Origin of the sequence: Paenibacillus pasadenensis (assembly GCF_023715725.1) — a bacterium.
Classification (GTDB): domain Bacteria; phylum Bacillota; class Bacilli; order Paenibacillales; family Paenibacillaceae; genus Paenibacillus_O; species Paenibacillus_O pasadenensis_A.
Genome location: NZ_JAMBOT010000003.1, coordinates 300,722 through 312,181, shown reverse-complemented (window position 1 = coordinate 312,181; position 11,460 = coordinate 300,722). Strand labels below are relative to the sequence as shown.

Sequence of the window (11,460 nt, the reverse complement as noted above, 5' to 3'; positions counted from 1 at the left end):
GGAAAGCGAGGCATCCTCATGCTAAATCCCGATACGATCGCCATTATTAAATCCACCGTTCCGGTGTTGAAAGTTCATGGAACGGCAATAACCCGCCGCTTTTACGAGCGTCTGTTCACCGCTCATCCCGAACTGCTTAACCTGTTCAACCATGCGAATCAGAAGCAGGGCCGCCAGCAGGAGGCGCTTGCCAACACCGTTTATGCCGCTGCATTGCATATCGATAAGCTGGAAGCCATTTTGCCTGTTGTCCGCCAAATTGCGCACAAACACCGCAGTCTCGGCGTAACGGCAGATCAATATGCCGTTGTAGGCGAGAATCTGTTGGCTGCGATCTCGGAGGTGCTCGGCGATGCTGCCACGGAGCCGATTTTACAGGCTTGGGGCGACGCGTATGGCGTTATAGCAAACGTTTTTATCGAGGTGGAAAAGGATCTGTACCGCCAAGCGGAGGAAGCGAAGGGCGGCTGGGCCGGTTACCGCGAGTTCAAGGTGCAGCGCAAGGTCAAAGAGTCGGAGCAGGTTTTCTCCTTTTATCTCGTGCCGCTTGACGGCGGCGAGCTGCCGGCTTTTTTGCCGGGGCAATATATCAGCGCTAAAATGGCGATTCCCGGCCATGAAAATACCCACATCCGCCAATACAGCCTGTCAGACGCTCCGGGCAAGCCCTATTACCGGATCAGCGTGAAGCGGGAAGACGCTATTCCGCAGGTTAAACCTGCCGGCACCATTTCTTCCTACCTGCACAGCAGCGTAGAGGAGGGAGATGTGCTGAAGCTATCGGCGCCAGCCGGGGACTTTACGTTAAATGTAGAGGATAAACGCCCGGTAGTGCTGCTCAGCAATGGCATTGGCGTGACCCCGATGCTCAGCATGCTGGAGACGCTCGCAGTCCGGAATCAGGGGCGTAAAGTGACCTTTATTCACGCTAACCGCTGCAGCGCCGATCAGGCCCAGTATGCGAGAGTGCAGGAGCTGCTGGGAAGCTGTCTCGACCTTTCCGTGCGCTGGAGCTACATGGAGCCCGAAGCTGGATTGGACGCGGTGAACTCCGTGTTGCAAAGCCAAATCAAACCGGGCTTCATTAATGCGGAGTGGCTGAAAGAGTTTGTCCCTGCTGAGGGGGCTTCCTATTACTTCTGCGGCTCTGTGCCGTTCATGCGGGAGGTTTACAACGGACTCTTGGCATGCGGGGTGCCGGTAGAGGATTTGCATTATGAGTTTTTCGGTCCAGCGACGGATATTACAGGTCTGCCGGAGCAAGCGGCAGCTCCCGTTTCTTAAGCAGCCGATTGACTGTTTCACGGCGCAGTCCGATCAGCTGCCCGATTTCTTCCTGAGTGAGCAGCTCTCCCATTTGATGCACGCCGAGGTGCATAGAGAGCCAGGCTTCCAGCTTTTTGATCCGGTTTAAAGGATCAAGGTCGGTGAGCTGGTCCATTCTCTGCTGCATCATGCGCAGCTTGTCCTGCAGCAGCAGGGCGATTGACCGGCACTTCTGGGCATTATCCTCCAGATCGCGGTACCAGTCCGGCGCGGCGATCGGGTTCAGCTCGCTCGGCACCAGAGCAATCGCCGTTCCGTAATACGGATGCGGGCTGAGCAAGGAATGATGGGGGATTATTTCCCCCGGCACGATGAGGTTGACCAGAATCTGGCTGCCGTCAGGATGGGAGCGGACGATTTTCAGCATTCCGCTATGCAGCTCAAACAGCTGGCCCTGCTCTCCTTGGCGGAACAGCACTTCGCCGCGATGCAAACGCATGACTGTCGGCTCCTTTCGTTCCTCTGCTAGAATTGGTTTTGCCGGTTGCCCATGGGCAACCGGTTTTTTTAAGGTTCCCCGGCAGCCGTATAGGCCATAAAGGCGGCAATGCCTTGGCACTGCAGCATCAGCTGCTCGTCCAGCTTTTGCAAAGCGAGCCGGAATGAACGTTCCACCTTGGCAAAGCTGCGGTTGTCCAAATCATGCAGGAGCTGCTTCATATGATCGATAAAATAAACCGTCTTGCGCAGGCTGCTGATGACGATAATGCTTCTAAGCTCCGCCTGTGTGTACAGGCGATAGCCGTTATCCTCGTTGCGTTTTGACTGGAACAAGCCCTCCTGCTCCCAAAACCGGATAGCGGACGGGTTGACGCCGGCCAGCTCCGCAACCTCCCCGATCGTCATGCTGTCCTTGATTGTAACATTCCCGAAAAGAGAAAAGTCGGACTTTCGAATCATCATCAGCATCTCTTCGACACGCCGTTTTTCCTCTTGCATGTTGAATTGCTCCCGGTTAAACAGCCAGAGCGCCTCCACGGTCCGTCCCGCCTTTTGAAGCTGCATTGCTTCATACACAACCGGAACGCCGTACCCCTTTAACAGCTTGCGAATAGCGGTGAAGGCGAGAAAGTGAGGCCCGGTATAGAGTCTTCGCCGGCTGTCCGTCCGAGGCACATCCGGGATTAATCCCAGCTCTTCATATCTTCGTAAGGTCGTTGTGCTGACGCCAAGCTGCTCGGCTAGCCTCTTTGGGGTAAATCCAGTCTCTTGCATCTCCGCCTCCTCCGCTTTTCAAAAGATTAAATTCAAACCTTCAACTGCATCAACAATATTAAAACGTGTAAAGACTTAACTTTCAAGCGATGTGGAGCAACAATCCGAAAGATTGCATGAATGTTGTACGCTTATCGTACGAAGTAAAAGAGGAGTGATAGGGATGCAAAAACGGGTTCTGCTTGGCGACGGATCGGAAATTGAGGTCAGCTTAACGGGTGCATCAGGCGGAAAGGTCATCCTGCTTCCGGGTGTAAAAGCTCCGGTATACGGCGAAGAAGCCGAAGTCTTGAAGCAGTGGGGCGTCGATCCTGAGGCAGGCCTGCGTTTGGTAGAAGGCTTGGAATGTGAAGCTGGCGTACTTTCTTTTGACTATGAAGGGCATATATTCCATCATCCGAAGCCGGAAGGGCTTACCCCGGACATCCTGGCCGACGACTTCCTGACCATTGCCGATGCGATGCATGTAAAAAGCTTCAGCTATTACGGTTATTCCTGGCTCGCGCTTGCCGGGCTGCAGCTGGCGATCCGAACGGACCGTTTGGAAAGTCTCGTCATGGGAGGTTTTCCGCCTTACGGCGGCCCTTATAAAGAAATGCTCGCCGTAACGGAGCATACTTATTTGCAATCCAAAGCTCAAGCAGAGGGGTCAAGTTCTCAAGCTGAGGAATATTGGCCGGAGGGGCCGGAGGAAACCGACTGGAGCTCCGTTTCGGTGACGATGGATCCGGCGGTTGCGTTTCAGTTTGCAACGATGTACCGCAGCCTGGCCGAGTTTGACGACCGCAGCATACAGCATAAGCTGCTTCCACTGCCGAGGTTTGTTTTTGCTGGCGAGCGGGATACGATCGAGTACGGAGAAAGCTTTGGCGGAGTGACGGTAGATATCATCGGGAGGTTGAGCAAGCATAAACGGCGGCTGGAGGAGCTGGGATGGAAGGTGGAGATTTTGTCCGGCAACGGCATGGATCATACAAACGCGATGCAGCCTCCAGCCGTGCTGCCGCTGCTGACGGCGTGGATGAACATGCTGGCGCTTGATGACGGAGGGCGTTAGGGAGTCGGGTGCCGAATGATCCTGCGCTGCCTATCTTCTTTTGGGACGGCCGTAATTCTTCTGAAGCAGAGTCATTCGTAAGAAACCAGGCGAATCGGGCTATGCTATACTAAAGGCGAATTAGACCGATTTGCAGCGATTAGGGGGAAATCAACGTTATGAATGGTACGAAGCTGGCTTGGAAGCGTAATATTACGCTTTTTCTAAGCGGCCAGACGCTCTCATTATTCGGCTCGGCCTTGGTGCAATATGCCATCATGTGGCATATTACGCTGAGCACGCAGTCGGGCGTAATGATGACGATTTCGATTCTTTGCGGCTTTGTGCCGACCTTTTTTCTATCGCCCTTTGCCGGGGTATGGGCCGACCGCTACAACCGCAAGCTTCTTATTATTCTTTCTGACAGCTTGATCGCGGTAACGACGCTAATTATGGCGCTGCTGTTTATGGCGGGCTACCAAGAGCTGTGGATGCTGTTTCTTATGTCGGCGATTCGCGCTCTCGGGACTGGCGTGCAGACGCCTGCGGTCGGAGCGTTTATTCCGCAGATTGTGCCGGAGGATCAGCTGACGCGGGTGAACGGCGTTAACGGTACGATCCAGGCGCTTATTATGTTTGCGGCTCCTGTCGCCAGTGCGGCTTTGATTACTTACGCTCCGCTGCATGCCATCTTTTTTATTGACGTTGTGACCGCTGCCGCCGCGGTTCTGACGCTGCTGCTGTTCCTCAAGGTTGAGGCGCATGCAAGCTCGGCGCAGACGCAGGAAACCGGGTACTTAGACAACCTGAAGGACGGCATCCGGTACATTCGCGCCCACACTTTTTTAAAGCCGCTGTTTATTTATATGGCGCTGTTCATGATTTTCATCGCGCCAGCGGCGTTCCTCAGTCCGCTTCAGGTAACGAGAAGCTTCGGGCCCGATGTGTGGAGGCTGACGGCAATTGAGCTCACCTTTTCCGTAGGCATGATGATTGGCGGCATTCTCATCGCCTCCTGGCAGGGTTTTCCGAACAAGGTGCATACGATGGGGCTCGGCTTTGCGTTAAGCGGAGTCGTTACGGCCCTCATGGGTATCGTTCCTAATTTCTGGGTCTACGCCGCATTGATGGGAATCGTCGGCGTGTCGATGCCATTATTCAATACGCCAGCGACCGTACTGCTCCAGCAGAAGGTCGATCCGGCGTTCCACGGCAGAGTATTCGGCATTATGGGCATGATCTCCAGCTCCATGATGCCGCTTGGCATGCTGCTGTTCGGTCCGCTGGCGGACCGGATCGACATCGAATGGCTAATGCTCGGAAGCGGAATTTTGATCTTTATCATCGGGCTGTTATTCTCGCGCAACCGGGGGCTGCTTGAGGCTGGCAAGCCGCAAGACAACGTGACGTCCGGGGCGGCGGAGCCGGGTCAGGCTTAATCGTTGATCTCAACTCAAATTCAAGGGGGAGTACAATGAACGTGCAAACCTGTTTTTGGTTCGACACTCAAGCCGAGGAAGCGGTAGATTTTTATAGGACACTCATTCCGGGAGCAAAAGTTCTGCATGTGAGCCGTTATGGCGAAGGCGGCCCCGCTCCTGCAGGCACGGTCAAGCTCATTCAGTTCGAGCTTGGCGGACAGACCTATCAGGCGCTTAACGGCGGGCCGCATTATCAGCTGACTCCGGCTGCCTCTATATCAGTGTCCTGCGATAGCCAGGAGCAGGTCGACGAGCTTTGGGCCCGCTTAACGGAAGGCGGCGAGGAGAGCCGCTGCGGCTGGCTGACGGACCGCTTCGGTCTTTCCTGGCAGATCATCCCGCCTGGTCTGGAGCGTTTATTGGATGCCGAGGATAGGATTAAGGCGGGCCGGGCGGTTGCAGCACTGCTGACAATGCGCAAGCTGGACATTCATGAGCTGCAACGGGCATTTGACGGTATATAATAATGGGGCGGTTCTAACAACCGCTCCATATTTTTTTTGCGTTTACTGATAATAATAATCATTATTGGTTAATATATAAGCAGAAAGGCAGCCGCTGGCACGGCCGCCTCCCGGTAAATCACACTTTAGGTTCGAATGTTTTGCAGTCGGTTTCTTCGGAATTGCTTGCTTTGTTGCTGCGGCTCACCACATAAATGGAAGATGCATTGCATTTATTGCCGGCAGCCCAATGTTTGCACGAATTAACCTCGCAAAGAACGTCTTTTGCCATGAGTCTCACCTCCTTGGCTTTAGCATGGTCGAATGCGATATCTTTTTATACCTCAAATCGGCCGCTTCGAATCTATTTGTCCGGTTTGGAGCCGATTCTGCAATGGGTGCATAGGCTAACCTAGACTTGAACCCAGAGTGGAGGCCGTCGAAAAGCATGGAAAAATACGCAAAGCTGCTGCAATCTCCTTCCTTAATGCTGAGTGCGGATTCAAACAAAACCGTCACATATGAGCGCGATCCGCAAAATTACATTACTCAGCTGTTCGGAGAGCAGCTGCCGCCGGTTAAAACCGGATTTTTTAATGTGCGCATGAGCAAGGACGTCATTGTACAACCGCATTGGCATACCAATGCAACGGAGCTTGTTATTGTACTGAGCGGAGAAGTAGTGACGACCGTATTTAATCCCTTTTCTCAAAAGCTGATGACCTACCGGATCGGCCCCGGAGAAGTGTCGATGTTTCCCGAGGGCTGGTTTCACTGGATCGTCTCTACATGCGACCATACTCATTTTTTGACCGTGTTTGATGTCCCAACGCCGGATATCGTGCTCGGCTCCGACTTTTTACGGTTTACGCCGAAAGAAATCATGGAGCTGGCCTATTGTGCGGATGGGGACGCGTACGCCAAAGCGGTTGCCCCGATTCAGCAGTCGGTCATATTTGGTCCGCCTCCCGGCTGTGAAACGGCCGCGCCTGTCTACCAAGCAGCACCGGTTTACGCTGCCGGATACAGCGCTATTCCTCAACCGGCGCAGGCGCCAGCCAATTGGGGCGGCGGCGGTATGCAGCAAGGGTACATGTACCAGCAGCCGACTGCTGGTACAGGGGCTTGGAGCCCTGCCTATGCTTACAGTGGATTTGCTCCGGCAAGCGCGGCTTATACGAGTCCGTCTTGCCCCGGCTGCGGCGGTACGGCAGCTAACCGTTGGGGACCTTCAGCCTCTTATCCGGTTTACTCCTATAGCGGTCAATAGTGTAGTGAGCTTCAGAGGGAGAAAAAGCATACACGTTAAAGCCAGCCAACCAGCTGGCTTTTTTCCATTATTTCCTGCATATCGCCAGTCATGGACGGATAGGAGCCGCACGAGCGGGAAAGCTAACGCAGTTGTGTTACCGATCAAGGAGGTTTTAACGTGAAAGCTGGAAAAAGGCGGGTGCTGCTTGCCGTCGTATCGGCATTAGCCCTGTCCGGGGCCGCATCAGCAGCAGGCGCCGAAGCGGGCATAAACGTACTGGAGCAGCCGGGCCAAATCAAGCCTATGCGTTCGGAAGCAGGAAAGGATTCCGCAAAAGCAGCCAATCTGGTGAGCCAAGCGCTGCTCCGTCCAATCGCTCTTTCCGCCGAGGCCAGATGCCCGGACAAACCGGCTGCAGCGGAGGAAGAAGCGCCTCGCGTCGTCTGCCTGGCGCTTGCATTTGAAGCGGAGCTGACGCCGGATCAGCGGGAGCGGCTGCGTTTTCCGTTTACCGCCAAAAACGCGGTGAGCTGGAGCAATCGCCCGGTGGACGAGGTCCCCCGCAACGGCTTGCCGCTCGGCGAGCTGAGTGAAGGCGGGCTGGAGGCATTCAAAGCGCTAACGCGCGAAGCTTTTGGCCCGGAAGGCTATAATGCGATGCGCGGCATTATGCTCGCGGACGATGCCGAGTCAACCTTGGTTGGGAACAGTCCGCGATGGAGCTCAAAGCTGTACTATATTGAATTTCTCGGAGATCCTAGCAGCCGCGAGCCTTGGATGCTGCAGCTGAGCGGCCATCATCTGGCGTTCAACCACACGTTTCAGACGAGAGAAATCGGAGCGACGCCGATGTTTCTTGGCATTGATCCCCGCAAGTTTGTGGCGGGAGGACGCGAATGGGCTGTGATGGAGCCGAGGCTGGATGCGATGTACACCATGCTGCGTTCCTTGCCGCCGGATGAATTGGCTGCGGCAAAGCTGGCGGACAGCTACGCCGACGTGCTGCTTGGGCCGGGCAAGGACGGACATTTTCCGGAAGCGGAGGGAATTCCGTATTCCCATCTTGGCGAACAGCAGAAGCAGCGGGTAAGGGCAGCCGTATCGGCATGGGTTCGCACGGCAGAGCCTGCGGAAGCGGAAGCGCTGCTGGCGGCGTATTTTGATCCGGAGGCGCTTAAACGCACTTATATCGCCTGGTCCGGGTCGACCGATGAGAACGTGCCGGGCTCCTATGTGCGCATCGACGGACCGCGCCTTTGGCTGGAGACGATCACGCTGAAGCCGGAGTCCATTCCTGGCCAAGGCCATGTTCATTCCATCTGGCGGGACCGCAAAGCGGATTACGGGGGCTGTTTTTTTTAATCCATGAAGAAATCAGGACCTTCCCGGCAGCAGGCTGGAGAGGTCCTGATTTTTTTGAACAAAGCTTAACGCGTGCCATCCCACTCCATGTAGAACTGCTCCAAATACTGCTCCATATAAGCGTGGCGCTGCTCTGCGATCCGCTTGGCGGAGGGGGTGTTGATCCGATCCTTCAGCTTAAGCAGCTTTTCATAAAAGTGATTGATTGCGGTGCCGCCCCGCTTCCGATACTCGTCCGGGGTCATTTGCTCTCGCGGCGGCAGCGCGGGATCGTGCATCGGGCGTCCGGTATGGCCGGAATAGACAAAAGCCCGCGCAATGGATATGGCGCCTATGGCGTCCAGCCGGTCGGCATCCTGCACGACTTTTCCTTCCAGAGTTGCCATAGGGGAATTGCTTCCGCCGTTATAGGACATGGTTGCGATGATCTCCAGCACATGGGAGCGCTGCTCCCGGCTTACAGGCTGGCCGTCCAGCCAGGCGGATACCTTGAGCATGCCGGCTTCCTTAGACTCATTCAGCTTTTCATCGGCGACATCGTGAAGCAGTGCAGCCAGCACGCATAGCGGTGCGTCGGCTTCTTCCTCTCGCGCCAGCCGCTCGGACATGGCGGCGACTCGGTGCACATGCCACCAGTCATGCCCGCTTGTATCCGCCCCCAGCTCGGCTTTGGCATACGCTTCGGCGGCTTGCAGAACAGCTTTTTGAATCGGTTGCTCATGAATCTCCTTCATAAATGCACAGCCTTTCTGGTTGAGAGCTCAGTGATGTCCGCATGTTTGAGCAGTTTATATGGACTTGTTTATCTTTTTATTTTAACAGCCGGCAGCAGATTGCGTCCTCCATGAAGTAGAGCACAATGTTGTTTCTATCTCAATCCTTTGTTTCAAAAGCCGCCGTTACGCGGTACTCATGGAGAAGAACCTAACTCTCCGAAGAAAGAGGCTGCCCTCATGAGCCGATTTAAACTTATCCGCAACCTGGCGTCAAGGCGCATTCTCGTTCTGATTGCGATTCTGCTTCTGTATGGCTCCGTATTGATTTACAATACGCACAAACCTCTTCCAAAAGGGGTTTCCTATGCGGGCTCCATTCATCATATCCCGGAATCCGGTCTGGAGCTGCTGAACGATCTGACCTATCCGGACGCGGCGGGCCGTGTCAGCGACCAGCGGCTGTTTGCGCGTATGCTGCAGGCCATTCGGGAAGCGGAGCGTTTTATCGTGCTGGACATGTTTCTGTATAACGGTTTTTACGATAAGGAACAGAGCTTCCCGGCGTTAAGCCGGAGCTTGACCGAGGCATTGATCACCCGAAAAAAAGAGCGCCCCGATCTGGCTGTTACCGTTATTACCGACGACGTGAATACGTCGTACGGCTCGCATCCCAACCCGGAGCTGGAGCTGTTAAAACAAGCGGGAATCCCCGTCTCCATTACGGATGTTGATCCGCTGCGGGATTCCAATCCGCTGTACACCGCTGCGTGGCGCTTGACCGCCCGCTGGTTTGGCCAGGAGGGCCGGGGCTGGCTGCCGAATAAAATGGCGTCCGAAGCGCCTGACATGACGGTTCGCTCCTATCTCAAGCTGCTCAACGCAAAGGCCAATCACCGAAAGGTGCTGATTACGGAAACGACGCTTGTTGTAACTAGCGCCAATGCCCATGACGCAAGCTTCCATAACTCCAACAGCGGATATGCGGTCAGCGGTTCGCCGGGACTTATTCGGGATGCGCTGCGCACGGAGCAGGCTGCGCTGGCGATGTCAGGTCAAGGCTCGACGATCAAGCTGCCCGTGCATTGGCCTGCTCCATTGGAGGAGGGCGGGGAAAGCGGTGCGGGAGCTGATGCTGCCGAAGCGCAGGTTGGCGTTCAAGTGCTCACGGAGGGGAAAATCCGCGAATTTATTTTGCGCGATTTGGGCGCTGCGGGGGCAGGCGACCGGATTTGGCTGGGCATGTTTTATCTTGCCGATCGGGCGGTCATGCGCGAGCTGCTTGCCGCCTCAGGCCGAGGGGCGAGAGTCCGGCTTATTTTGGACCCCAACGAGGCGGCGTTCGGCAACTCTAAAATCGGGGTGCCCAATCGGCCTGTAGCGGCGGAGCTGCTGAAAAAATCCGAGGGTAAAATCAGCGTTCGCTGGTACAATACGGGCGAGGAGCAGTACCATGCCAAGATTATGCTGATCGCTGGCGGGAATGGAGCGGTCATACATAACGGCTCGGCTAATTTTACCGTCCGTAATCTGGACGATCTTAACCTGGAGACGAATCTTCGTATTGAAGCTCCTGCGGGCAGCAGGACCGAGCTGGAGGCGGAGTCGTACTTTGAACGGCTGTGGAGCAACGACGGAGCTCAGTATACGCTGGATTACACTGCGTATGAGGAAAAAACAGAGCCGCTTAAACGAATTTTGTATCAGCTGCAGGATTGGTTCGGTCTAACTACCTTTTAGAATTGTGGGGACGAAAAGGATAACTTGTGATAATATTATGGGCAGAATATTGTCATATTTATGGAAAATAGAGGGATAGGGCTGATTACATGGCGTTGCTGGTAGCAGGGGGAAAAAGCTTTGATGTGGACGCGCTTTTGTTCGATAAAGACGGAACTCTGCTAGAGTTCAGCTATACATGGGGTGTCTGGACCCGGCATATGCAGGAGAAGTTCACCAGCATTTTGGAAGCAAAAGGAATCACGCCGCTGGGGCGGGACGAGCTCGGCAAGGAATGGGGAATTACATTTGCGCCGGACGGATCGCCAACCGCGTATGATCGCGGCGGACCGCTGGCGGCGGGTACGCTGGCTGAGCTGATGTCTCTGCTCACAGCCACCGGCTACCGCCGCGGGCTAAGCTGGAGCGAGTCTCGCGTCGCGGCGCAGGAGTGTTTGCGGTATACGGAGGAGCGGATGCATGAAGAGCGCCCCGCAATGGCGCTGCCCGGCGTGCCGGAGCTGCTTGCCGCCTGCAGGGAAATCGGCATCCCGGCTGCCGTTGTGACGGCGGACGAAACGACATATGCGGTTCAGCACTTGAGCTGGCTTGGCCTGGACGGCTACTTTGCCGAGATTATCGGCACCGATCAGGTGGATCACGGCAAGCCGTTCCCGGACATGGTGGAGCTGGCTTGCAGCCGCTTAGGCATTGATCCGTCCCGCGCTGCTGTCATCGGCGATACCAACGGTGATATGCGAATGGCGCGCTCCGCTGGTGCTGCGGCAGCCGTAGGGCTTGCCGAAGGCGCGTCAACCCGCGAGCTGCCGGATGCGGACACGATTGTGCCTTCCTGCGCACAGATTGAATTAAAAGCCTAACAAAAACATGAGGCAGCCCTTGGGCTGCCTCA

The 11,460-nt window shown here is 55.4% G+C and carries 12 protein-coding genes; 8 read left to right on the top strand and 4 right to left on the bottom strand.

The window, feature by feature from the left end; all coding sequences use genetic code 11:
- Positions 1–18 precede the first annotated feature (18 nt).
- Complete coding sequence (gene hmpA, locus M3223_RS10565; RefSeq protein ID WP_251561265.1) at positions 19–1,284, top strand: NO-inducible flavohemoprotein; 1,266 nt, start codon at positions 19–21, stop codon at positions 1,282–1,284.
- Here the strand turns inward: hmpA and M3223_RS10560 are convergent.
- Together M3223_RS10560 and M3223_RS10555 are read right to left on the bottom strand one after the other, a co-directional pair.
- Complete coding sequence (locus tag M3223_RS10560; protein WP_251561264.1) at positions 1,244–1,765, bottom strand: Crp/Fnr family transcriptional regulator; 522 nt, start codon at positions 1,763–1,765, stop codon at positions 1,244–1,246. The genes hmpA and M3223_RS10560 overlap by 41 nt on opposite strands.
- A 68-nt stretch (positions 1,766–1,833) precedes the next feature.
- Positions 1,834–2,541, bottom strand: a complete 708-nt coding sequence (locus tag M3223_RS10555; protein ID WP_251561263.1) for a MerR family DNA-binding transcriptional regulator — start codon at positions 2,539–2,541, stop codon at positions 1,834–1,836.
- Positions 2,542–2,704: 163 nt separating this feature from the next.
- Here M3223_RS10555 and M3223_RS10550 point away from each other — a divergent pair, with 163 nt between their 5' ends.
- The 3 genes from M3223_RS10550 (at position 2,705) to M3223_RS10540 (ending at position 5,522) form a co-directional block, all read left to right on the top strand.
- Complete coding sequence (locus M3223_RS10550) at positions 2,705–3,598, top strand: alpha/beta fold hydrolase (protein WP_251561262.1); 894 nt, start codon at positions 2,705–2,707, stop codon at positions 3,596–3,598.
- A 158-nt stretch (positions 3,599–3,756) separates the two neighbouring features.
- Positions 3,757–5,016, top strand: coding sequence for an MFS transporter (locus M3223_RS10545; RefSeq protein ID WP_251561261.1), 1,260 nt, complete (start codon positions 3,757–3,759; stop codon positions 5,014–5,016).
- Positions 5,017–5,051: 35 nt separating this feature from the next.
- A complete protein-coding gene (locus M3223_RS10540) occupies positions 5,052–5,522 on the top strand; it encodes a VOC family protein (RefSeq protein WP_251561260.1) in 471 nt (156 codons plus the stop codon).
- A gap of 118 nt (positions 5,523–5,640) precedes the next feature.
- Here M3223_RS10540 and M3223_RS10535 read toward each other — a convergent pair whose 3' ends face one another.
- Positions 5,641–5,793 carry a DUF1540 domain-containing protein gene (locus M3223_RS10535; protein ID WP_251561259.1) on the bottom strand — a complete coding sequence of 51 codons (153 nt, stop codon included), beginning with the start codon at positions 5,791–5,793 and terminating at the stop codon, positions 5,641–5,643.
- 156 nt (positions 5,794–5,949) lie between these two features.
- On the opposite strand from M3223_RS10535, the gene M3223_RS10530 reads away from it, so the two are divergent.
- On the top strand, positions 5,950–6,771 hold the full coding sequence (locus M3223_RS10530; RefSeq protein WP_251561258.1) for a cupin domain-containing protein: 822 nt from the start codon (positions 5,950–5,952) through the stop codon (positions 6,769–6,771).
- Positions 6,772–6,930: 159 nt separating this feature from the next.
- Positions 6,931–8,115: a DUF3500 domain-containing protein gene (locus M3223_RS10525; RefSeq protein ID WP_251561257.1), complete on the top strand. Its 1,185-nt coding sequence runs from the start codon at positions 6,931–6,933 to the stop codon at positions 8,113–8,115.
- A gap of 65 nt (positions 8,116–8,180) precedes the next feature.
- On the opposite strand, the gene M3223_RS10520 is transcribed toward M3223_RS10525, so the two are convergent.
- A complete protein-coding gene (locus M3223_RS10520) occupies positions 8,181–8,849 on the bottom strand; it encodes an HD domain-containing protein (RefSeq protein ID WP_251561256.1) in 669 nt (222 codons plus the stop codon).
- Between the two features lie 219 nt (positions 8,850–9,068).
- Between M3223_RS10520 and M3223_RS10515 the strand changes: the two genes are divergently transcribed.
- Both M3223_RS10515 and M3223_RS10510 read left to right on the top strand, forming a co-directional pair.
- A complete protein-coding gene (locus M3223_RS10515) occupies positions 9,069–10,568 on the top strand; it encodes a phospholipase D family protein (RefSeq protein WP_251561255.1) in 1,500 nt (499 codons plus the stop codon).
- Positions 10,569–10,657: 89 nt separating this feature from the next.
- Positions 10,658–11,428 (top strand): HAD family hydrolase, encoded by a 771-nt coding sequence (locus tag M3223_RS10510; RefSeq protein ID WP_251561254.1) that lies wholly within the window; start codon positions 10,658–10,660, stop codon positions 11,426–11,428.
- Positions 11,429–11,460: the final 32 nt, after the last annotated feature.

Bases quoted from the DNA above. Each gene is read 5' to 3' on its own strand.
- M3223_RS10545 (WP_251561261.1), top strand. From the start codon at position 3,757: ATGAATGGTACGAAGCTGGCTTGGAAGCGTAATATTACGCTTTTTCTA.
- M3223_RS10530 (WP_251561258.1), top strand. From the start codon at position 5,950: ATGGAAAAATACGCAAAGCTGCTGCAATCTCCTTCCTTAATGCTGAGT.
- M3223_RS10555 (WP_251561263.1), bottom strand. From the start codon at position 2,541: ATGCAAGAGACTGGATTTACCCCAAAGAGGCTAGCCGAGCAGCTTGGC.
- M3223_RS10520 (WP_251561256.1), bottom strand. From the start codon at position 8,849: ATGAAGGAGATTCATGAGCAACCGATTCAAAAAGCTGTTCTGCAAGCC.
- M3223_RS10510 (WP_251561254.1), top strand. From the start codon at position 10,658: ATGGCGTTGCTGGTAGCAGGGGGAAAAAGCTTTGATGTGGACGCGCTT.
- M3223_RS10540 (WP_251561260.1), top strand. From the start codon at position 5,052: ATGAACGTGCAAACCTGTTTTTGGTTCGACACTCAAGCCGAGGAAGCG.
- M3223_RS10550 (WP_251561262.1), top strand. From the start codon at position 2,705: ATGCAAAAACGGGTTCTGCTTGGCGACGGATCGGAAATTGAGGTCAGC.
- M3223_RS10560 (WP_251561264.1), bottom strand. From the start codon at position 1,765: ATGCGTTTGCATCGCGGCGAAGTGCTGTTCCGCCAAGGAGAGCAGGGC.
- hmpA (WP_251561265.1), top strand. From the start codon at position 19: ATGCTAAATCCCGATACGATCGCCATTATTAAATCCACCGTTCCGGTG.
- M3223_RS10535 (WP_251561259.1), bottom strand. From the start codon at position 5,793: ATGGCAAAAGACGTTCTTTGCGAGGTTAATTCGTGCAAACATTGGGCT.
- M3223_RS10515 (WP_251561255.1), top strand. From the start codon at position 9,069: ATGAGCCGATTTAAACTTATCCGCAACCTGGCGTCAAGGCGCATTCTC.